The sequence below is a fragment of the Haloferax mucosum ATCC BAA-1512 genome (assembly GCF_000337815.1).
GTDB lineage: Archaea > Halobacteriota > Halobacteria > Halobacteriales > Haloferacaceae > Haloferax > Haloferax mucosum.
Genome location: NZ_AOLN01000018.1, coordinates 1 through 21,755, shown reverse-complemented (window position 1 = coordinate 21,755; position 21,755 = coordinate 1). Strand labels below are relative to the sequence as shown.

The 21,755-nt window shown below is 62.6% G+C and carries 23 protein-coding genes; 6 read left to right on the top strand and 17 right to left on the bottom strand.

What is annotated here, in order from left to right; genetic code table 11:
* Window positions 1–19: 19 nt before the first annotated feature.
* A complete protein-coding gene (locus tag C440_RS12695) occupies window positions 20–1,762 on the bottom strand; it encodes a DNA mismatch repair protein (protein ID WP_008320897.1) in 1,743 nt (580 codons plus the stop codon).
* A 91-nt stretch (window positions 1,763–1,853) separates the two neighbouring features.
* Window positions 1,854–2,156, bottom strand: coding sequence for a UPF0058 family protein (locus C440_RS12690; RefSeq protein ID WP_008320896.1), 303 nt, complete (start codon window positions 2,154–2,156; stop codon window positions 1,854–1,856).
* 402 nt (window positions 2,157–2,558) lie between these two features.
* Between C440_RS12690 and C440_RS12685 the strand changes: the two genes are divergently transcribed.
* Both C440_RS12685 and C440_RS12680 read left to right on the top strand, forming a co-directional pair.
* On the top strand, window positions 2,559–4,577 hold the full coding sequence (locus C440_RS12685) for a sensor histidine kinase (protein WP_008320895.1): 2,019 nt from the start codon (window positions 2,559–2,561) through the stop codon (window positions 4,575–4,577).
* A 104-nt stretch (window positions 4,578–4,681) separates the two neighbouring features.
* The gene (locus C440_RS12680; protein ID WP_008320894.1) at window positions 4,682–6,427 is read left to right on the top strand and encodes a bacterio-opsin activator domain-containing protein; all 1,746 of its coding nucleotides are present in this window, start codon (window positions 4,682–4,684) and stop codon (window positions 6,425–6,427) included.
* Here C440_RS12680 and C440_RS12675 read toward each other — a convergent pair.
* From C440_RS12675 to C440_RS12645, 8 genes are all read right to left on the bottom strand, one after another.
* Window positions 6,424–6,816 (bottom strand): response regulator, encoded by a 393-nt coding sequence (locus C440_RS12675; protein WP_008320893.1) that lies wholly within the window; start codon window positions 6,814–6,816, stop codon window positions 6,424–6,426. The two genes, C440_RS12680 and C440_RS12675, sit on opposite strands and share 4 nt — an antisense overlap.
* 77 nt (window positions 6,817–6,893) lie before the next feature.
* Complete coding sequence (locus C440_RS12670; protein ID WP_008320892.1) at window positions 6,894–7,100, bottom strand: DUF7835 family putative zinc beta-ribbon protein; 207 nt, start codon at window positions 7,098–7,100, stop codon at window positions 6,894–6,896.
* 100 nt (window positions 7,101–7,200) lie between these two features.
* Window positions 7,201–7,581 (bottom strand): helix-turn-helix domain-containing protein, encoded by a 381-nt coding sequence (locus C440_RS12665; RefSeq protein WP_008320891.1) that lies wholly within the window; start codon window positions 7,579–7,581, stop codon window positions 7,201–7,203.
* An 83-nt stretch (window positions 7,582–7,664) separates the two neighbouring features.
* On the bottom strand, window positions 7,665–8,708 hold the full coding sequence (locus tag C440_RS12660; RefSeq protein WP_008320890.1) for a sulfite exporter TauE/SafE family protein: 1,044 nt from the start codon (window positions 8,706–8,708) through the stop codon (window positions 7,665–7,667).
* Window positions 8,709–8,710: 2 nt separating this feature from the next.
* On the bottom strand, window positions 8,711–8,860 hold the full coding sequence (locus C440_RS17830) for a DUF7512 family protein (protein ID WP_008320889.1): 150 nt from the start codon (window positions 8,858–8,860) through the stop codon (window positions 8,711–8,713).
* Window positions 8,861–9,249: 389 nt separating this feature from the next.
* Window positions 9,250–9,714 (bottom strand): YeeE/YedE family protein, encoded by a 465-nt coding sequence (locus C440_RS12655; protein WP_008320888.1) that lies wholly within the window; start codon window positions 9,712–9,714, stop codon window positions 9,250–9,252.
* Window positions 9,711–10,202 (bottom strand): YeeE/YedE family protein, encoded by a 492-nt coding sequence (locus C440_RS12650; RefSeq protein ID WP_008320887.1) that lies wholly within the window; start codon window positions 10,200–10,202, stop codon window positions 9,711–9,713. Before C440_RS12650 ends, C440_RS12655 begins: the two co-directional genes overlap by 4 nt.
* Complete coding sequence (locus tag C440_RS12645; RefSeq protein WP_008320886.1) at window positions 10,203–11,390, bottom strand: MBL fold metallo-hydrolase; 1,188 nt, start codon at window positions 11,388–11,390, stop codon at window positions 10,203–10,205.
* Between the two features lie 269 nt (window positions 11,391–11,659).
* Between C440_RS12645 and C440_RS12640 the strand changes: the two genes are divergently transcribed.
* The gene (locus C440_RS12640) at window positions 11,660–11,911 is read left to right on the top strand and encodes a sulfurtransferase TusA family protein (RefSeq protein ID WP_049915821.1); all 252 of its coding nucleotides are present in this window, start codon (window positions 11,660–11,662) and stop codon (window positions 11,909–11,911) included.
* Window positions 11,908–12,483: a DsrE/DsrF/DrsH-like family protein gene (locus C440_RS12635; protein WP_008320884.1), complete on the top strand. Its 576-nt coding sequence runs from the start codon at window positions 11,908–11,910 to the stop codon at window positions 12,481–12,483. Before C440_RS12640 ends, C440_RS12635 begins: the two co-directional genes overlap by 4 nt.
* Window positions 12,484–12,579: 96 nt before the next feature.
* Here the strand turns inward: C440_RS12635 and C440_RS12630 are convergent, their stop codons facing one another.
* The 6 genes from C440_RS12630 to mce form a co-directional block, all read right to left on the bottom strand.
* Complete coding sequence (locus C440_RS12630) at window positions 12,580–13,383, bottom strand: N-acyl homoserine lactonase family protein (RefSeq protein WP_008320883.1); 804 nt, start codon at window positions 13,381–13,383, stop codon at window positions 12,580–12,582.
* Between the two features lie 200 nt (window positions 13,384–13,583).
* The gene (locus tag C440_RS12625; protein WP_008320882.1) at window positions 13,584–14,246 is read right to left on the bottom strand and encodes an AIM24 family protein; all 663 of its coding nucleotides are present in this window, start codon (window positions 14,244–14,246) and stop codon (window positions 13,584–13,586) included.
* A gap of 96 nt (window positions 14,247–14,342) precedes the next feature.
* Window positions 14,343–15,494, bottom strand: a complete 1,152-nt coding sequence (locus tag C440_RS12620; protein WP_008320881.1) for an acyl-CoA dehydrogenase family protein — start codon at window positions 15,492–15,494, stop codon at window positions 14,343–14,345.
* 90 nt (window positions 15,495–15,584) lie between these two features.
* The gene (locus tag C440_RS12615) at window positions 15,585–17,246 is read right to left on the bottom strand and encodes a long-chain fatty acid--CoA ligase (protein ID WP_008320880.1); all 1,662 of its coding nucleotides are present in this window, start codon (window positions 17,244–17,246) and stop codon (window positions 15,585–15,587) included.
* Between the two features lie 87 nt (window positions 17,247–17,333).
* Entirely contained in the window at window positions 17,334–19,634 is a 2,301-nt protein-coding gene (gene menE / locus C440_RS12610; protein ID WP_008320879.1) for an o-succinylbenzoate--CoA ligase, read from the bottom strand.
* Window positions 19,635–19,712: 78 nt separating this feature from the next.
* Window positions 19,713–20,096: a methylmalonyl-CoA epimerase gene (gene mce, locus C440_RS12605; RefSeq protein WP_008320878.1), complete on the bottom strand. Its 384-nt coding sequence runs from the start codon at window positions 20,094–20,096 to the stop codon at window positions 19,713–19,715.
* Window positions 20,097–20,150: 54 nt separating this feature from the next.
* On the opposite strand from mce, the gene C440_RS12600 reads away from it, so the two are divergent.
* Both C440_RS12600 and C440_RS12595 read left to right on the top strand, forming a co-directional pair.
* On the top strand, window positions 20,151–20,468 hold the full coding sequence (locus C440_RS12600; protein WP_008320877.1) for a YbjQ family protein: 318 nt from the start codon (window positions 20,151–20,153) through the stop codon (window positions 20,466–20,468).
* 20 nt (window positions 20,469–20,488) lie between these two features.
* Entirely contained in the window at window positions 20,489–20,848 is a 360-nt protein-coding gene (locus C440_RS12595) for a hypothetical protein (protein WP_008320876.1), read from the top strand.
* A gap of 21 nt (window positions 20,849–20,869) precedes the next feature.
* Here C440_RS12595 and C440_RS12590 read toward each other — a convergent pair.
* A partial coding sequence (locus C440_RS12590; RefSeq protein ID WP_008320875.1) for a phosphotransferase family protein occupies window positions 20,870–21,755 on the bottom strand: 886 nt, incomplete at its 5' end.

The following is a 21,755-nucleotide window of genomic DNA, read 5'->3' as shown; positions in this document are numbered from 1 at the left end:
AGACGCGCGACTCGCCAGCCTACCCGACGAACTCGGCGTCGGACAGTGTCTTTTGTACCGCTTCTTCGCCCACCGCCGCCGCCAGCGCCTCGAACCCGGCGCGTTCAGCGCGGTCTCGGGCATTCGCCACCAACCGCGAGACGATGAACTCCGGCGTGGATTTGCCGACAGTTCCGAACCGCGGTTGGTAATCGACGCGGAGGTCCAATTCGTCCGTGAGTCCTTCCGCGAAGATACCGTCGATGCGCGCCTCCGGCGGCAACGGACTCAGTTCGTCCGCGAGGTGCGTGACGTAGACGCCGAACGCGTCGCGCTCGACGGTGAGGTTCACCAACCCGTTGAGGAGGTCCGCCGCGCGGCCGGGTTCGGTAATCGCCTCGAACTCATCGACGAGCATCAGCGTCCGCCCATCACCGGATAGCGGCGGGACGATAGATTTCAGCGTCGATTCCAGGACGCCCGCGTTGAAACTCGCGTGTCGTCGGTGGAAGACGACCGAGTCGAATCGGCCGACGAGCGCCGCGTCGGCCGGAACCGGAAGCCCCATCGACGCGAGAACTGCGACCTGTGAGAGCGTCTCCAACAGCGTCGTCTTCCCGCCGCTGTTGGCCCCCGTGAGAACCGACACGCGGTCGCCCGACGGCGGGACAGGTCCGGACGCACACGAGAGGTCGTGGTCGCCGACGGCATAGGAGACGGGTTGCGGGTCGTCGAGAAAGAGGTTGCGCGCACCACAGACCGCCAGTCCCGTCTCGGAAATCGCAGGGTTCGTGAGGTCGTATTCGAGAGCGAACCGCGCGAGCGACAGCGACAGCGCCACCTCATCGACCGTCTCGACCGCGAGGTCAACGTCGTCGCGGGCGGCCCAAATGCGGTCGCGGAGTTCCTCGGCGACGGTCGCCTCGCGGTCGGCCACGTCGGCTTCGAGTTCTTCTACGAGCGCCCGAAGCGACGTGCTCACGAAGTCCGTCGCGTTTCTGGCGTCTTCCGCGGCGGTGGATTCGACTTCGCCGCGCGAGAGGTCGGTCTCCTGTGCGACGTACTGGACGAACGCGGCCCGGAAGTCGTCGAGCGACCGAACGCCGCGCGACTGGATGGTTTCGAGGACGTCGAACGACCCCGATTCGAGGTCCCGAACGGTTTCGAGACGGTCGCGCATGCGGTCGAGGCGGTCGTCCGCGCCGGAGGCGACCGACCCGTCGTTGGCGACGTATCCGAGTGCGCCCAGCGCGTCGCGGAGCGCGTCCGGGTCGGCCTCGTCGAGCGCGTCGAAGGTCTCACCGCGGAGGCCCGCATCGCGGAGTTCGAGTGCGGCCCGAACGGCGGCGCGTTCCGTCTCCCCCGCGTCGTCGTACGCGCGAAACGCCGCTTCGACGGCTTCGCGGGCGTCGGTGTCGAGAGCGTCCCACGCGGCCGCGGCGTCGCGGACGCGGTCGAGTCGCGCGCGGCGCGCTTCCACGGTCGGAAGCGGCGTCAACACGCGGATTCGGTCCGCGGCATGCGCCGTCAGTGCGCAGTCGCTCGCAAGCGACAACAGGTCGTCGTAGACGTTTCGAGCGTCGCGCGTTGCGAGCACGTCGATACCGTCGTTGCCGTCGGCACGCCTGAGAATTCGAACCGCTCGTCCGCGGGTGACGCCGGCGTCAACGAGCGCCCGCACGTCGGCAGACTCGATGGCGGCGACCGCGCCGTCCGCACCGAGCGCCGCCTCCAGCCGAGCCGACGTTTTCGGGCCGACCCCCCAGTAATCTTCGAGTCGCATATCGGGGCGTCTCACTGGGTCGTCTTAGGTTCTCTCGTCGGCCGACGGCGTGGCTGTCGCTCTCGGGGGATGCGATTGCAGAGAGGAGGGCTCAGTGGGACGTAACGCGCTGGTCTGTGCTTTCGGTCGCCGTGTCGTCGGAACGAAGGAGGTGTTGTCCGGGGACCGCCGCGGAGTCGCGGCCGAGGTCACGAGCGGCGCACACCGCGAGCGCAGTCATGAGCGTTCGGACCGCGCGTTCGTGGTCCGCGCGACGAGACCGGAGCGCTACGGGACCGATTTCGAGTTGGTAGTACGATTCGAGGTCGTCGCGCGAGGCGATTTCCTCGTCGAGATACTCTGTTGCGAGCTCCACGAGCAGTGTGTGCAGGTGGATTAGTTCGTTCTTTTTCATGTAGTGCACATATGTGCTTATCCAGCGTAAATGGCGCGGTGAACCCACTTTTTGTCTTATATCTGCCCCGCCTAGAAATGAATGTACGGTCGAAGAACATGGACAAAAGTCCGACAGCTCAACAGTCGAGTACGCGGAAAGGGAGTTGGGTTTGGGCAGGGACACGTCCCCAGGCGGGAAAGAGGGGGGGAAGGGTTGTCGAATCCGCCAGCGGGACGTGCGGGCACGACGAGTGACCCGGGCAGGTCACTGTGGCCATCTACGACGAGGGACCAGTTGCTACTAATTCGCGTCCCTATTCCATTAGGGTCGAACTCGTCCATCCTGGAAACGCACAAGTTCGTGGGGTGTCGAGTCGGAGTATGAACCACGGACGGAGTTCGAAGGGGGTGGGGGACGAACATGACAGGTAAGTCACAGCCGCCGGGCGATGCGTCGCCGACTACCGAACGGGAACTTCGAGAGCGACTCGGTATCCTCGCAAGCTTCAACGAGGTCATCGCAGACGTGAACGAAACGATCGTTGACGCCTCGGCCCGGGCGGACATCGAGCGACGGGTGTGCGAGCGACTCGTCCAAACCGACGGGCTCCGGTTCGCGTGGGTCGGCGTCGTTGACGACGAGACCGACGACGTGACCCCGCGGACGTGGGCGGGCGTCGAAGACGGCTATCTGGACGCGGTTGACGCCTCCGTTGCGGCGTCTCGCCCGGGCGGAAATGGTCCCGTCGGACGGTCGATTCGGTCGAACTCGGTGCAGACGACACACAGCATCCGCGACGACTCCGATTTCGGACCGTTTCGGGACCCCGCGCTCGAACGTGGCTACCGCTCTGCCGCGTCGGTGCCGCTGGTCTACGACGACACTCGCTACGGCGTGCTCACGATGTACGCCGAACACGAAGGGGCGTTCACACCCGAGTTGGTCGAGCCGATTGCGAATCTCGGCCACGCCGTCGCACACGGCATCGACACGCACGTCCGCCGCGAGCGCGAGCGCGAACTCGAACGCCACGAGGAGATATTCTCCCGCATCGTCGAGGATATCGAAGAGTACGCACTCTTCCGACTCGACACGGACGGACGCGTCGAAAGTTGGAATCGCGGTGCCGCGGCCATCAAAGGCTACTCGACGGACGAAATCCTCGGCGAGCACATCCGGGAGTTCTACACCGACGCGGACCGCGAGGACGGCCGTCCGGACCGACTCCTCGAACGGGCGCGACGCGAGGGCCGCGTCGAAGACGAAGGATGGCTCGTCCGCGCCGACGGCACCCGGTTTTGGGCCGCCGTCGCCATCACCGCCCTGACCGACGACGACGGCGAACTCACCGGATTCGCCAAGGTAACCCGCGACATGACGGAACGAAAGCGCCGCGAGCAACAGTTGAACGCGGTGTTCAACAGTACCTTCCAGTACATCGGGCTTGCCGACCCCGACGGGACCGTCCTCAAGGTCAACGATGCGGCGCTCGACCTCGTTGACGCCGACCGCGACGAACTCGTCGGCCGGCTCGCGTGGGAGACGCCATGGTGGAGCGGCGACGAGTCGCGGGTGGCCGACCTCAAGGACGCCCTCGACCGCGCAAGCGACGGCGATTTCGTCCGCTACGAGGTCGAAATCGACCGCACAACCGGGGAGCGAGCGGCGGTTATCGACTTCTCTGTGACGCCCGTCTCCGTTGACGACGAGGTGTCACTTCTCGTCCTCGAAGGCCACGACATCACCACGCGAAAGGAACGAGAGCGCGAACTTCGCCGCGAGCAAGAGCGACTTGAGTTCGTGAACCGAATCATCCGGCACAACCTTCTCAACGGACTCAACGTGGTCGGCGCGCGCGCCGATATCGTCGGGGACTTCGTCGAACCCGCGGGCCAGACGCACCTCGACACGATACAAAACCGGGTTCGAGAGATGACGGACCTCGTGGGGACGATGCGGACGTTCATGAAGGTCATCGTCGAACGCGAGTCCCACGAGTTCCGCCCGCGACCGATTCACGAAGCCGTCGAACACGGGGTCGAGACGCTCAGAACCGACACGCACGACGTGTCGATAACGGTCAACGGACTGCCGGAACGCTCGGTGGTCGCCGACGACCTGCTGGACGAGGTCATCGAACACCTCCTGAAAAACGCCGTCCAACACAACGACAAACCTGACCCCGAGGTGACCGTCGAAGTCGTCCCCGAATCTGGAGACGACGGCGTCGAACTTCGCGTCTCCGACAACGGTCCCGGTATTCCGGACGCGGAGAAACACCGAATTGTTGACAAGCGGATCGAGGACTTATCGAATCCGGGCAACGGGTTCGGCCTGTTTCTCGTCCGCGAAATCGTCGAGAGCTACGGCGGGGAGATTCGCATCGAAGACAACGAACCGAGCGGTGCGACGTTCGTAGTAACGCTTCCGCAGGCATAGTCGTTTTTCGCCGAGACCGCGGCCATCGCGCGTATCGAGGGCTAAACTCCATTTCCACGATGGGCAGATATATTACTGTCCAACGAGACTGTGTGTTCGATACGATGGTCTCAGAACGCTCGGCGCACGAACGCCCTCGACAGCGGGCCGCCGAGCAAGTCGTTCTCGTCGTTGACGACGACGAAGACCTCGCAGATACTTGTCAATACTGGCTCGACGGCGAGCGTTTCACCGTCGAAACGGCCTACGGCGGCGAGGCGGCGCTCTCTCGAATCGACGAGCACGTCGATGTCGTCTTGCTCGACCGCCGGATGCCGAACGTCACCGGTGACGACGTCCTCGAAGAGATTCGAGGCCGCGGCTTCGACTGCCGCGTCGCCATGATGACCGCGGTCGAACCCGACACCGACATCGTGGATATGGCGTTCGACGCCTATCTCGTCAAACCCGTCTCGAAGACGGAGGTCAAAGAGACGGTCGAAGAACTCCTCGTTCGGTCCGAATTCGACTCCGAAGTCCGCGAATATTTCGCCCTCGAATCGACCGAGGCGGCCCTCGAAACCCGGGAAGTCGAGAAGCTCCGCGAGCCGGAAGCGCTCGATGACCTTCGCGGGCGACTCGAAGCGGTCCGTGCCGAACACGAAGCGGCGATTCAGAACCGAGAGACGCAACTCGACCGTCTCAATCGCGTCAACGCTCTTATCCGCGACATCGACCGGGCACTTATCGACGCCCGAACCCGAGACGAAATCGAACAGACCGTCTGCGACGCGGTCGCATCGGCACACAAGGGCGCGTACATTCTCAGACGGACCGCCGCCGGGACGCTCCGATGTACCGCCGAGTCGGAACTCCCTGTCGGCACGGACGCGATCGACCCCAGTGTTGTGGACGAGGCGTTCGACACGGACGGCGTCGTCGGCGACGGCTACATCTTCGACCCCATCTCCGACGAGCACCGGGCCGCGGTGTTCGGAGCAGGCGACGATACGGACGATACCGCCGCGCTCTGTGTGCCAATCGGCTACCGCGACACGGTGTACGGCGCGCTCGTCGTCTACGACGAATCGGGGCGATTCGACGGCGAGTCGGCCGCGCTGTTTTCCGACCTCGGCGCGACGGTCGGAAACGGCATCAACGCGGCACAGAGCAAGCGTTTGCTCAACGGCGACAGCGTCGTCGAACTGGAGTTTCAGCTCTCTCGGGACGCCAGCACTATCGCGGCGCTCGCAGGTAATCTCGGCTGTAGGCTCTCGCTCGACGGAGTGACTCGTCTCGACGACGGCGTGACCTGCTTTGTCACCGTCCACGGCGCGTCGGGGTCCGAAGCGGTCGAAGCCGCGGTCGAATACACGGCGATTTCGCGCGCCCGACTCGTCTCTGACGGCGACGACGAAGCCGTGTTAGAGCTTCGAGCGGACGACGAAGCCGTGTTGACGACCGCAATCGACCACGGTGCGAGCATCGAGCGGTTAGACCTCGCAGACGGGAGCGGGAAGTTAGCGCTTCACGTCGCGGCCGACGCGGACCACGGCGCAATCGTCGAGACGGTGACGAACGCCGCGCCCGGCGTCTCCGTCGTCGCAAAACGAGAGGTCGAGCGGGCGGTTCAGTCGGCCGACTCATTCCGGCGAGAACTCGATTCGAAGTTGACGGACAGACAAAAGACCGTCCTCGAAACGTCACTCGTCTCTGGATACTTCGAGTGGCCCCGAGGAAGCACGGCCGAGGAAGTCGCCGACGCGCTCGATATCTCTCCGCCGACGCTTCACGAGCACCTACGAACGGCGGAGCGAAAGCTCATCGAGACGTATTTCGACGAGATAACGCCGACGGCGACCGACGATTAATCGACCGTCACTTCGGGGGCGTCGCCGACGAATCGGGCGACTGCATCGAAGATTTGTGTTTTCGTAACGGGTTTGGTGAGCGCGTCGTCAACGGGGAGGTCTGAGAGTTCGGAATCGGGCGTCGCGCTCAGCATGACGACCGCGAAGTCGTCCGCGTCGGCTTGTCTGTGGAGTTCTTCGAGGACCGACTCACCGGAGAGACCGGGGAGGTTGCGGTCGAGAAAGACGATATCGATATCGTCGTCGAATTCTTGGAGGGCATCGCGCCCGGAGTAGGCGACTCGCACGTCGTACCGTCGTTCGAGCCAGAGGGCGAGGCTGTCAGCGAGTGCTACCTCGTCGTCAACGAGGAGGACGGTCGGCGCGTCTTGTGGAGTGGCTTGTGTCATCTATCGAATCCGTGGTCGGTCGATGTCACCTGTCCGTGGGCGGGGTGGTCGAATACCAATCTGCGTCGGGACGTCGGTTACGCGTCGTTCATTCGTTGGGACCGCGTGTTGCCGCATCGGGAACACGTCGTCACGCGGTACGGTTCGCGGGAGAACTCGCGGTTCTCGCGTTTTCGGCTTTCGGTCTTGATTTCGATGGAGACGTCGTGAGGCGTCCGTGACTCACACGAGGGACACTCTTCGACGAACTCGTTGTTTCGGGGACTGCTTTTACTCTTCGACATGGAGCGGTCGTAACAAAAGCTATGGACCGGACGTGATTGAATACGGAACCTAATTGGTTTGGTCCGCTAGAAAATGCGTCGAGCCGTCAGCCGATTCGGGCTACTCAGCGGGGAGTACTTTCTCGTCGTACTTGTCGCGGAACTCTTGAATGAGCGTGCCCATCTGGGCGTACCAGTCGTTGAGCATCCGTTGCATGTCGTCTGCGACTTCGTTGGGGTCGGTCGGGTGGTAGACGTGGTAGTACCCGCCGTGTTCGTAGTTCACCTGCTGTTTCTGGATGAGTCCCGCCTGGAGCAATCGCTGAATCGAGCGGTACGCAGTCGAGCGCTCGCGCTCTACGGCCTCGGCGACTTCATCGACGGTCAGGTGGTCCTCGCTTTCGACGAGGACCTCGAAGCACCGTCGGTCGAGTTGCTTGAGTCCGTGGAGACATTCGAGGAGTCCCTCGCACTGCATGTCGGATTGCAGATATTCGACCATCGAGCTAGCCATTATCAGTTCGGGCTACGAGGTCAGCACGCAAAAGAGTTTGTATGCTTTGCACAACACCGGTCTCGCGGGCGTCAGTCAGCCATCGACCCGGCGCTCGCGGGCGCGCGAATGGACTTGACGGCGCTGTAGAGCACCGCGCCAGAGACCATGAGCGCCGACCCGAGGATGAGCGCGAGACTGACGTAGTCGAGGACGCCCATACCGAGGTAGTCGCCAGCCTGCCGAACGGCGACTGCGAGCGCGCCGAGAAGCAACATCAGCCCGAAGTAAATCTTGATTTCGTCCTCGTTGACGATGGAGGTCGCGGCGGAGCCGACGCGGGCACCGAGCGCGGAGCCGGCCAAGAGTGGGACGACGATAGAGAGGTCAACACCGCCGGATTGGGCGTAGAGGAACGAGCCGATACCGCCCGAGAACATGATTTCGAAGAGGTCGGTTCCGACTGCGATAGGCACCGGGACGCCGATGAGGTAGAACAGCGCGGGCATGCGAATGAAGCCGCCGCCGACGCCGAGGAACCCCGAAAGCAGTCCCGTTACGAACGCGACGAGAAGGACCATCCACAACGAGACCTGAATCCCGCCGCGGAGGGTAATCATCGGGGGTAACGAGTAACTCTGGATCTTCTTTGCGATTTCCGGGATGTCGTCGGCGTCGATGTCGGCGTCGGCGTCAACGTCGTGGCTGACGCCACCGTCGCTGTCGCCGTCGCCACGGTTCAGTGCTTCGTAGGTGACGAACAGGCCGATACCGCCGAGAAGCAGGACGTAAGTGACGCTGATGATGTTGCCAGCGAGCCCGAGCGTTTCGAGATACAGGACGATTTCTTTCCCCACTTCGAGACCGACGGTGGTCCCGATAATCATCGAGACGCCGAGTTTGTAGTCAACCTGTCCGAGGTCGCGGTGTTTGAGCGTCGCAATGACTGACGTCCCGAAGACGAACGCGAGTCCGGACCCAACAGCGACGCGCGAGGGGTATCCCATCACGAGAAGCGCGGGCGTCACGAGGAACGAACCACCCATCCCGAAGAAACCGAAGAGGATGCCGATGAGAACGCCGAACGCGACGAAGAGACCCAACAGTCCGGCCGAGACGCCGAATAGTTCGAACATGGTTACTCGCCACCGATTGCTTTCTTGACCGACGGCCCGAGCGCGCGGGTCATCGCACCGTAGCCGACGTACAGCACCATCGCTTCGGTGAGCACGATGCCGACGAGCACTGCCGCCTGTACGTTCCCGGTCAGCGTTTCGATTCCGAACATCTTACCAGCACCCCGACGAGTGCCGAGTGTGTCTTGTGCGAATCATACTTTCCTGCACAGTGCTGGCTAACCGGAGTGAGGATATAACGCTTTTGGGACTATTGAACAATACTATATCGTTAGAGGATATCCATAAGTTATGGATCGACAACAGATATACGTCTAATAGATGCCAAGATTCGTATTTCAGTTCCTTACAAACAAATATGGCCGCCATCTATGACGAAATGGTAATCTATTTGTTGTGCAATACTCGGTGAGCGATATCACAAAGACGGAGACGCTTCCAAGACGCGATGGGGGTTCCGGCCGCAACGAAGTACAGCGATGCGTCTCGAACGCGCGGGCGTTGGTCAACAAAAAACGGGTGATGGTCTGGGAACGGTGGTTCAGTCGGCCGAGGTACTGCGAGCGGCGTGGTCAGCGCGGCGGGCGCGCCACAGTCCCTGGAGATACGCACCGACGAACATCCCGCCGATAGCGACGAGAATCGGGTAGTTGCCGACGCCGAGACTGGCGTAAGCCGCGCCGGGGCAGATACCCGAGATGCCCCAGCCAGCGCCGAAGATGACGCCACCGACGACGACGTTCTTGTCGAAGGATTTCAGTCGGCGGCCGTAGTCGCGGCCGGTGAGCGGCGCGCGGTTGCCGAACGTCTCGGCGAGCGCGAAGACGACACCCGTAACGACCGCGGCCCCGCCCATGACGAAGACGAGACCGAAGTCGTCGAACTGGAGGAAGTCGAGGACGACCTCCGGCCGGGCCATGTTGCTCACACCGAGACCAAATCCGAATATCAGGCCACCGACGACGACGAGCAGGACGAACCCGAGTCCGCGTTCCTCGTCACTCACGGCGACACCCCCAGCGCGCTCAGGAGCTGTGCGACCCCGATAGCGACGAGCATGAAGGTCGCAACGTTGACGAACGAGGTGCGCGAGCGCGACCCGACACCGCAGACGCCGTGGCCGGAGGTACACCCCTTGCCGATGCGCGTGCCGATGCCGACGAGGACACCGCCGACGGCGAAGCGCCACGGTTGGACCGACGAGACCCACCAACCGTCACCAAGCGTGACGGTGTAGAGTGCGGCACCGGCGACGATGCTCAACGTGAAGACGACCCGCCAGTTGCGCGAGGTGACGTACTTCACCTTGTTGAACCGCGGGAGGTCGGAGACGTACGAGAGCGTCGATTCGAGGAAGGTGCTCGCACCCGCGATGATGCCCGTTCCGAGGTAGATGATGGCCGTCCCGAGACCGATGAGGAGACCACCGAGCGCGTAGTGCGTGATACCGTTCGGAAAGAGGCTCTCGGCGAAGAGCGGCGTCAAACCCGTCATTTAGTTCGTCAGGGCTTCGTTGCTGGCCGCGCAGTTGTTCGGGCCGAGTTCGAGTTCGAACGCGCGGTCGTCGTCCGACTCTTGGACACCGAGGTTAGTCTCGATGATGTCGATGTAGTTGGCCGGGCGCGGCGGCATGTCCGAGAGGATGAACTCGACGAACTCGTCGCGGTCCATGTGTAGTGCGTCCATCGTCGCTTCGAGTTCACCGAGCGTGGCGGTGTAGCTACCGTCGCTGGCAGGGGTTGCCGCGTCGCTGAAGTGCGCGGACGCGACGATGGTGTCGTCTTCGTGCGGAAGGACGCGCTGTTGAAGGGTGTCGTAGAGCATGCCCGCGGCGTCCGGCGCGCCCTCGTCACCGTCTTCGAGGTCGGGTCGTGCCACGGACTCGATGAACAGACCGTCGCCGGTGAAAAGCACGTTATCGACCTTGTAGGTCGTCATGCCGGTCGTGTGACCCGGTGTGTGAATCGCTTCGATTTCGGTGTCTCCGACGGTGACCACGTCGCCGTCGCCGATGGTCTCGTACGCGACGTCGTATTCGACGCCGCGGGCCTCGGCGGCCTCGGGGATGACGCCCGTCACGCCGGCGTCTTCGACGAGCGTGCGGACGCCGCTGATGTGGTCGGCGTGGATGTGCGTGTCGATGGCGTACGTCAGGTCCGCGCCGAGCGCCTTCGCGTCCGCGACGTACTCGTCCGTGAAGTACCGAAGCGGGTCGATGACCGCGGCTTCGTCGCCGTCAACGACGAGATAGGCGAGACAACCGCTGGAGGGGCGCTGGTACTGCGCGACGAGGGCGTCGCCGTCGGTCTCCAGTTCGGTGTACTCGTAGATACCAGCCCAGCCGTTCATCCCGCGTTCGAGGGCGACCGCGTCGTAGCCTTCCTCGATGAGGACACCGGCGACGTACTCCGAGGAGTGACCCTTCGCACAGAGGACGACGAACTCCTCGTCTTCGGGCAGATTCTCGAACAGCGATTCGTCGAGGTCGTCGTCGAGGAACTCGAAGTACGGAATGTTGATGTGGGAGACGTTCTCGCCGTCGATGCGCCATTTTTCGTGTTCCGACGGAACGCGGTTGTCGAGGATGGTGAGTGCTTCACCGCCGTCGATTCGGGATTTGAGCGCTTCGGGTTCGATGACGGGTGATTCGATGTCGAGTTCGGGCAAGTCTGGTGCAGTCATGTATTCAACATCCACTATTGAATTCGCAGACTTAAGCTTTCGGATGGTTGTTCTAAAATGATGCAATACCGATTGGACGAAGATGGCACTCTAAACGAAGGAATCCACCGATAGAACCCGAGCACTGTCTCAAAACGCGTGCTTATAATCGTCTATTCGCCTCCTTACTTCTCGACTGATCCGTATTGTGCTTGAAGCCCAAGAACCAACACACTTTTATTTCTCATCTGGATATTGTGGTATACACCCAACACAGGTGAACCAGAAACATGAGTGAGTACGAACCTACCGATACCCTCGACGTGAAAGGACTGTCCTGCCCAATGCCCGTCGTCAAGACCCGTGGCGCGGTCGATGACCTGTCGTCCGGCGAGATTCTACAGGTCGTTGCGACCGATTCCGGCAGTATGAGCGACCTGAAGGGCTGGGCCGACTCGACCGAGGGCGTCTCGATGCTCGAACAGGAAGAATCCGAAGCGGGCGGCGAACCCGTCTTCCGCCACTTCATCCAGAAGGAATGAGTTCCGACGCTGACGCGCCCGTCGAGACGACGACCTCCGTCGAAGAACTTCGGGCGCAGGTGCAAGCCCTCGAAACAGAGGTTTCGGACCTCCGCGAGGCGGCCGACGACGGTCAGAAGTCGATGACCATCATCGCAACGAAAGGAACGCTCGACATGGCGTACCCACCGCTCATCCTCGCAAGCACGGCGGCCGCTTTCGGCTGGGACGTCGTAGTCTTCCACACGTTCTGGGGGCTCGAAATCCTCCACGAAGAGAAGTCGAAGAACCTCAAACTCAGCGCGGTGGGCAACCCGAGCATGCCGATGCCCAACGCCGTCGCCGCACTGCCATTTATGGACAACGTGGCGACGAGCATGATGGAAAAGAAAATCGAAGCAAACGGCACCGCGACCATCGAAGAACTCATCGAGACGTCGCTCGATATGGGCGTGGACCTGCAGGCGTGTCAGATGACCATCGAACTAATGGGCTACGACGAGACCGAGTTCTACGACGGCGTCACCACCGGCGTCGGTGCGGCGACGGCCCTCCAGCACATGGCTGGCGCCGACGTGCAACTCATGATTTGAGTCGGTCAACGCGCCGCCGCGACTCCGTTCCCCCCCACACCCTCGGCAGACACGACCGCTCGTCGTCTCCAACGCTCCCCACTGATTTTCACTCCGTCAGACGTTCCATCCGCCGTCGAACGATTCGAACCGGTCGAGGTCGTGTCCGAACAGCACGTCCGCGCCGGTTCGCCGTTCGAGTTCCTTGATCTTCTGAAGACTCTCGAACCAGTCTCGGTCGCTCCAGAGCAAGCCGGGACCGAGCGGAACCTCGTCCGCGTAGTTGCCTTCGACGTAGCACTCGTCACCGGCGATGAGCACGTCACCGGCGGGCGTTTCGATGTGCGCACCAAGAACTCCGGGCGTGTGACCCGGCAGGTGGTGTACTCGGAATCCGTCGAACACGGTGTGTTCGTCGCCGTGGACGACGTGCCAGTCGAGGTCGTGGTCGAAATCCGACGCGAGGTAGGCGATGGAGCCTTCGGTCGTCTTCGCCGAGTAGTACGCGAACTTCAACTCCTCCTCGTGGACGTATATCGGCACGCCAGTTCCGGCGAACTCGGCCAATCCACCGGCGTGGTCGAGGTGCAGGTGGCTCATCACCACGGCGTCGATGTCGGACAGGCTGTATCCAGCCGCTTCGAGGTCAGTCTCCAACGTGTGTTCCGCCGCATCGACGTGTGCGAACGCCTCGTACAGCGGTTCGGGCCAGTAGCCGTTTCCGGCGTCGGGATTCGAGCCGGTATCCCACAACACCGTCCGGTCGGGACCGTCGATGACGGCGTTCCAGACGACGAACTCGGCCATCTCGTGGTCCGGATTGGGGGTTGACACGCTCCCCATCGAGTAGCCATCGAGGACGTAGCCCATGTCTGCGTAGATTCGGCCGCGGTCGAGTAGGTGGACGCTAATGTCACCCATAACCGGCCTTAGGATGGAGCGAACATAACCATTCAGGCAAGTAATATATTATCGTCGGGCACTACTGCTAGCGCACAATTTGGGCTGTTTGGGCTGGAATCAGATACGCTCGACTGCTCGGCTCCGAGCGGTCGTGACCGCGAAAAATGAATCGGAACGGTGTTCGTCCGGCTTCGCAGGAGGGCAACCGCGGACAGTGACTACTGGCCGGGTTGGAGTTCCTCGTACGGTTGAACGATGACGAACCCGTCTGCGCCAGCGAATTCGAGTTGATAGGATTCGCCGGACGAGCGGCCGAGGAGTCCCTTGAGGTTTATGTCGCGTTTCGACGACGGCGAGACGTTCCCGCTCCACGCGACGGTCGCGTTCGGGTCGGTCGTGACCGGTGTTTGGAGCACGATTGGCTCTCCGTGAGTCGTGATGGCGACGTGTCCGGGGCCTTCGAGGAAGACGTTGAACAGGCCGCCGGTCGAGGCACCCGCGATGCTCTTCATCATCCGAATGTCCCACTCGATGGTGTTTTCGAACGCCAATACGTCGTTGCCGTTGACGCTGATTTCCTCACCGGCGTCGAGTTCGAGAATCTGGACCTCCTTTCCTTGGTCGGCGAGATAGAGGTGCCCGGAGCCGGTCGCTTCCATCATGACCGTCCCCTCGCCGGTCGCCTTCTTTTTCAGCATGCCTTTCAGCCCGCCGGCGGACTTTCGTTCGAAGGAGATATCGCCGGTGTATCCGACCATCGACCCGGCTTTGGCCATGATCGTGCCGTCGAGCGCCACGTCGAGGAGCTTCGAGTGTTCGAGTTCGAAGGCGTCGCCACCTTCGTTCGGTGCGTGTGTATCGACAAATTCGTCTAGGTCCATTGGAGTCACCGAGTCGTAGCGGAGACGACTCTACATAGAGGACTATCTATCTCGGCTATAATTCTATCCGCCAGAAAATGACAACCCAGTCTTGTTTTAGATGCTACCTTGTCGGTAGATGAGGTTGCGCTGAATCTCGTTTGCGCCCTCGTAGATGACCGGGATGCGAACGTCGCGGTAGACGCGGGAAATCTTGTACTCGTTGAGGACCGAGCGGCCGCCGTGGAGTTGCATACCGCGTTCGGCCACATCGACGGCCATCTCGGTGGACTTCGTCTTCGCGGAGGCGGCCCAGAAACCGGCGTCCTCGCCGTTTGCGACCTTCTCTGCGGCGCGCCAGTTCAGTGCGCGGGCCGACTCGAACTCCATGCGCATGTCCGCGAGGATGTGCTGGACCGCCTGGAACTCCGAGACGTTTCGACCGAAGGCCTTCCGGCCGTGGACGAAGTCCCACGCTTCCTCGATGGCGGCGGCGGCGAGACCGAGACTGTGTCCGCCGACGACGATGCGGCCGTGGTTGAAGAAGTCCGCGAGCATGTAGAAGCCGCCGCCCTCGGCACCGATGAGATTCTCTTCGGGGATTTCGCAGTCGTCGAAGACGATGTGTCCCTGCTTCGACGCGCGCATGCCCATCTTTTCGGGGATGTGTTCGGCCTCGTAGCCGGGTGTGTCCGTCGGGACGATGAACATCGAGTAGTTGGAGTAGCGGTCCTCGGAGTCCCCGGTCTTGGCGTAGACGGTGAGCCAGTCGGCTTCGACGGCGTTTCCGACCCAGTACTTCTCGCCGTTGAGGACGTAGCCGTCTTCGGTCTTTTCGGCGGTCGTCTCCATGCCGGCCATGTCGGAACCAGTCTGTGGTTCGGAGACGGCGAGACCCGAAATTTGCTCGTTTTCGGCGACCGGGCGAAGCCACTCTTCTTTCTGTTCTTCGCTCCCGTAGTGCTCCATAATCTCACAACCGAACGAGGCGAGTTGGAGGGTCAGCGCGATACCGGCGTCGGCGCGGTAAAACTCCTCGGAGATAGCGAGAATCTGGGTGAGGTCGAGACCTTTCCCACCGTACTCTTCGGAGATGTCCTGTGCAACAAGTCCCGCGTCCATCCCCGCTTGGAGGACGTCGTGGGGGTACTCGCCGGATTCGTAATATTCCTCGGCGACGGGTTCGATGTGTGCTTCGGCGAACTCGCGTGCCTCCTGTTTGATGGCACGGGCGCGCTCGGGCACGATGGACTCGTCGAGAAGCTCCATACGATGCCATGGGGTTGTACAGTAAAAATAGTGTATGGAACCAGTATAAACTTCAAATTAGTTCGTGATTGTACCGGCCGATACGTCGTGTTAGTCTCCCGACGGTGCGTCTTCGTCCGGCGTCTTCCCCTCTATGAGCGACGAGTCGTCGTACTGGTCGCGGAGCACCGTCTTGTCAAACTTGCCGGTCGCCGTCTTCGGCACTTCCTCGATGACGACGACTTCGTCGGGTGTCCACCACTTCGGGAACTCGTCTTCGACCAGTTCGGCGATTGCCGCCTTGAGCGCGTCCTCGTCGGTTCCGGCTTTCGGGACGATAAACGCGACCGGGCGTTCTTGCCAGCGCTCGTGCGGGACACCGATGACGGTCGCTTCGGCCACATCGTCGTGGGCCATGATGGTGTTTTCCAGTTCGACCGACGAAATCCACTCGCCGCCGGACTTGATGACGTCTTTCGCGCGGTCGACGATTTTGACGTAGCCGTCCGCATCAACGGTCACCACGTCGCCCGTTTTCAGCCAGTTGCCTTCGAAATCCTGCTCGTTCGCGTCGGGGCGCTCGAAGTACTCGGTCGTGACCCACGGCCCGCGGACCCACAACTCGCCGAAGTCCTCACCGTTCCACGGGACTTCGTTGCCGTCGTCGTCGATGACGCGCATTTCGAGACCCGGTGCGAGAAGGCCCTGCTTGGCGCGTTTGTCGTACTGTTCTTCGGCCGGGCGGTCTTCCATCCCGGGTTTGAGATGGGCAACAGTTCCCACGGGCGACATCTCGGTCATCCCCCACGCGTGGAGCACGTCCACGTCGTACTCCTCGTCGAAGCGGCGGATGACCGACTTCGGCGCGGCCGACCCACCGATGATGATGCGTTCGAGCGACGAGATATCGGCGTCGTTCTCGTCGAGATACTCCAGGAGACCGAGCCATACCGTCGGCACGCCCGCGGTCATCGTCACGCCTTCTTCTTCGATGAGTTTGGCGAGGTCCTCGGGCGTCGGCGACGGTCCCGGATAGACGTGTTTCGCGCCCGCCGCGGTTGTCGAAAACGGCAGGCCCCATGCGTTGACGTGGAACATCGGAACGACGGGCATGATGACGTCCGCCGCGCCGATATCGAGTCCCGACTTGGGGAGCGTCGCCATCGTGTGCGCCCAGAGCATCTGCTGGGAGTACTCGACGCCCTTCGGTTTCCCCGTCGTCCCCGACGTGTAACACATCCCCGCCGGTTGGTCTTCCGGCAGGTCCGGCCAATCGTACTCGTCTGGCTGGTCGGCGATGAACGACTCATAGTCCGTCACCGGGTCGAGTGCCGTCTCGCCCGGGACCGACGAGGCCATCACGACGAACTGCTCGACGGACTCGAACGCGTCTTCATCGACTGCTCCGGCGAGTTTCGGCGCGAGCGAGGGGTCAACGAAGATGATGCGGTCCGCCGCGTTCTCGACGATGTACTGGATGTGATGGTCTGGAAGTAGCGGGTTGATGGTGTGCAACTGCGCGCCCATCGAGGGCACGCCGAAGTACGTCTCGAAGTGTCGGTTGTGGTTCCAACAGAACGTCGCCACCCGGTCGCCGTCACCGATATCGGCATCGGCGAGTGCCCCCGCCAGCCGTGCAACCCGGCTTTCGTACTCCGAATACGTGTACCGTTCGAGTCCTTCGGCGGTCCGCGAGACGATTTCGCGGTCGGGAAAGAGTTTGCCCGCACGCCACAAAAACGGCCGAAGCGTCTGATTGGTAGTGCCTACCATGACATTCCCTTAGCGTAAAACACAATGATTGTTTGGGCTGAAACAGCGGGCCGCCGGCTACGAATTCGAAACACACACCAACCGTGTTCACTCGTCGCCGTCGGAACCGGTGTGGTTCGTAGCGTCGGGTCTGGCGTCAGAATCACCATCGGAAGTGGCCGCTTCGGTGGTCGTCTCGTCGCCGCTTTCGCCGTTGACGGAGCCGTTCGCGTTGTCCTCGTCGGGAGAATCGGGTCTCTCGTCGGAATCGACCGCCTCAGATTCTCGGTCTCCCGAGTCGTCGGTCGTGGTGTCTTCGGCGTCAGCCGCGTCTTCGGACGCGTCGGTTTCGGCGTCTTCAGCCTCGTCGGACGCGGCAGATTCGGTGTCCGTAGACGTATCGGACTCGGGGGTATCCGTCTGTCCGTCCGAAACGACGTCTACCGTCTGTTCGTCCGAAACGACGTCTACCGTCTGTCCGTCCGCAACGCCGTCTTCCGTCTGTTCGTCCGCAACGACGTCTACCGTCTGTTCGTCCACAGCGTCGTCGGCTTCGTCTCCGGAGCCGACGATTCTCTCACTTTCGTCACCCGCCGACGCGCCGTCCGCGCTGGCTTCTCCAGCGGCTTCGGACTCGGATTCGCGGTCGTCGCCGGCCCCGACATCGAGGTCGCCGTCAGTGTCAGAAGCGTCGGTGGCGTCCGAGTCACCGTCGTCAACGAGTTCGGCGTCGTCGGTCTCGTCGTCCGCCGTAGCGCGTTCGGCGTCGTCAACGACGAGCGAGTCGGCGTCTGCGACATCGGAAGACGCCTCGTCTGCGTCGTCTTCGCTCCACTCCGGTTCCGCTTCGGCGACCGGCCGGGCGTCCTCCAGTTGTTCGCGGGCCGCCTCGCGGTCTATCGTCCCCGAGACCGTCCGCGGGAGTTCTGCCGTCGTCTCGACCAGTCGCGGAACTTTGAATCCGGCGAGTCTGTCGCGGCAGAACGCGTCGAGGGCATCGCGGTCGAGCGACGTATCCGGGTCCGAGAGGGTGAGAAGCGCGGAGACGCGTTCGCCCCACTCGCTGTCGGGGAGACCCAACACGACCGCGTCATCGACGGCGGAGTACTGGCGAAGCACTTCGACCACCTCGCCGGGGTCAACGTTCTCGCCGCCGGTGATGATACGGTCGTCTTTGCGGTTGAGGACGTACACCAACCCGTCTTCGTCTTTGTAGCCGATATCGCCGGTTCGAAGTCCCTCGCTGGTGAACGTCTCGGCCGTCGCGTCCGGGTTCTGATAGTAACCGGGTGAGACCGTCGGCCCGGAGACGACGATTTCCCCGGGCGTTCCGGGTTCGACGATGAAGCCACCCTCGTCAACGACGGAGAGGTCGGTGAAGTAGAGCGGTCTCCCGACGGTGCCGACAGCGGAGAACGCCTCCCGGGGTGTCGCCGTTGCGACCTGCGAGGCCGTCTCGGTCATCCCGTAGGTCGGATAGACCGGGACCGAGTAGTTGCGACAGCGCTCGATGAGTTCGTCGGAGGCGGGCGCGCCGCCAAGAAGCACGACCCGTAGGGAATCAGACAGCGTCCCCCGACTGTCGAGCATCCGCGTGAGCATCGTCGGAACGACCGAGACGCCGGTCACGTCGTACTTTCCGATGTCGTCTGCGGCCCCACCGGCGTCGAATCCCTCGCGGAGGACGACCGTCGTTCCGTACAGCGGACTGCGGAAAATCGGGCCGATACCGCCCATGTGGTGCAACGACAGCGTCACGAGCCATCGGTCGTCCGGGGAGAGACCGAGTCTGAACGACCCGGCGACCGCGTTCGCAAGCAGATTCCCCATGGTGAGCCGAACGGCTTTGGGCGTCCCGGTCGTCCCCGACGTGAACAGAAGTAACATCGTCTCGGAGAGACGCCATCCGGCGGGTGAGATTCGCTTCGGTGCGATGGCCGAGAGGTTGATGACGCCCTCCCAACGGGGTTCATCGACGGAGACGACGGGGACGTCGGTCGTGGCTTCGACGGCCGTCGATTCGGTCGGTTCACCGCACACGAGCGTCGTCACGTCCGCGAGTTCGATATTGCGGTTGATTTCGTTCGGCGTCAACCGTTCGCTGAGCGGTACGAGAACCGCGCCGAGTCGCGTCGCCGCGTGAATGAGTCGAACGTAGTCGATGCCGGGGTCGAGAACGACGCCGAGGTGGTCGCCGGCCTCGACGCCGAGTGCGGCGAGTTGCCCGGCCGTCTCGGTGACGAGCGCGTCGAGCTCGCGGAACGTCCACGAGTCACCCGTCGGCGCGTGGATGAGTGCCTCCCGTTCGGGCGTCGCGGCGACGCGGTGCGAGAGCCAATCCCGCATCGGGCCGGCGAACCCATGTCTCGCGGCGTTCGGTCCGGCGTCGTCTGCTGTATCGTCGGTCATCGGTCGGCGTGTGTCGGCGTCGGTTGGTGCGACTGTGCCGTTCGTCTGAAAGACGTATCGTGAAGAGACATAGAGCGGTCAGTGAGAGACGAACTCGACCAGCACGCCACCTGTGGATTTCGGGTGCAAGAATGCGACGTCGTGTCCCCACGCGCCCGGGCGCGGTTCTTCGTCGATGAGTTCTACCCCGGTCTCCCGTGCGGTCTGAAGTGCGCCTTCGATATCGTCGGTTTCGAGTGCGACGTGGTGGATGCCGCCCCCGCGTTTGTCGAGAAACTTCGAGATAGCTCCACTCTCGTGCGGTTCGAGGAGTTCGAAGTACCCGTCTTCGAGTTCGAGGAAGACGACGGTCATCCCGTCGAACGTCTCCTCGTGAGCCACCGGCGCGTCGAACAGCGTCTCGAACAACGCGGCCAGTCCGCCGGCGTCCGGCGTGGCGATTCCGATGTGGTCGAAGTGCATGTCTCCTGTTCGTCAGGCGTAACGGATAAACCCAAACGGTTCGATAGTAGTGTCATGTTAGTGACTACAACGGAGACAATCGCCGGGCGAGAGATAACTGAGACACTCGGTACTGTCCGCGGGAACACGATTCGCGCCCGAAACGTCGGCCGGGACATCACACAGGGGCTTCGAAATATCGTCGGTGGCGAACTCAAATCCTACACCGGGTTGATGACCGACGCCCGCGACGAGGCGACAGAGCGAATGATAGCGGAGGCCGAGGCTGTGGACGCCGATGCCATCGTCGGTGTTCGCTACGTGACGTCCGAAGTGACGCAGGGCGCTGCGGAGATTCTCACCTACGGAACCGCCGTCGAACTCGCCGACTGACCGAATCGGACGAAACAAAGATGCCCTCCGGCGACGACCCCAGTGGTGACGGCGCTCGCGTTGGTGTCGGCACGATTCGCCGCGCCCGACGGGTTGCGACGGCCTCCGAGACGGTCGTCGCGTTCGCGCTCCTCGCAGTTGCGTGGGTCGGCGGCTTCGTCGGTATCCTGCCGAAGGAAGTCTGGATTTTGAACGCCCCCGCCCTCGCTGTCGCGTTCTTCCTCGACACGCTCGCGTTCAACGAGTTCGGAATTCGGGCGCGGACCGTATTTTACCCCGCACTCGTCGTCTTCGGCTACGCCGAGGCGATGGTCGTCGGGGCTGTCGTCCGATGGGGGCGTCGTGTGAGCAGGCGTTCCCGAACCGAGACCGACACGTAAGTGTCGCTCGTCGAGATGACGCTATTGGGGTTCGATTCGCCCGAGCAATCGGGTCATCTCCACAGCGACCCACTCCGCGAGCGCTTCTTCGTCCTCGTCGCGGAACTCCGCGTACTTGTCAAAAAAGCCGGAGACGCCGAGGAACCTGACGGCCTCGTAGATGGGCTTTCGGGCTTCGTAGCCGTTCGGAAGCCCACCTGCGACCGATCGGTACCCGTCGTAGAACGCGTCGATAACCGCCGCAGGACCCACAGATCGGAGTGAGTCGAAGAGTTGGACTTTGGCCCGATAGAGGTCTCTGGCCGGGTCGCCGACGTGTGCGATTTCCCAGTCGAGAACGCCGACTCCGGATTCGGTGTGGAAGCAGTTCGGTTGGGCGACGTCACCGTGGAGCAACGCGGCCGGTGCGCTGTCGAGTGTCTCACGGTTCTCGACGACCGCCTGAGTCACTTCGTCGAAGTGATGGTCGAAACGCTCGGCGGGGGCGAGGTCCCGCATGTCCGCAATCGTCTCAACCAACACGTCGGTCCACGGCCCGGAGTCCAGTTCGAGGGACGTTGCATCGCCGCCCGTGATGACGCCGTGGGTCTCGAATCGCAAGTCGTGCACACGAGCGAGAGACGCGCCAACTTCTCGGGCGAGTTCTACTCTCCGTGAGTCGGGCGCATCCGCCCATACCTCGATGAGATTCGGCCCATCAACCGGGGCAGTAGCGAGATACGGGACCGCCCCGCCAGTAGCACTCGCCGCGAGTGCTGGAACGGGAACGTCAGTGTGGGCGGCAACGTAGGGAATGACGGCGCGCTCGCGGGCGATGCGAGAACCGTCGCCGTCGCTCGCAACTTTGAGGTACGTTTCCCCGCCGTCGGCGAATTCGACGCGGACCGTGCTGTTCTTCTCGTTCCAC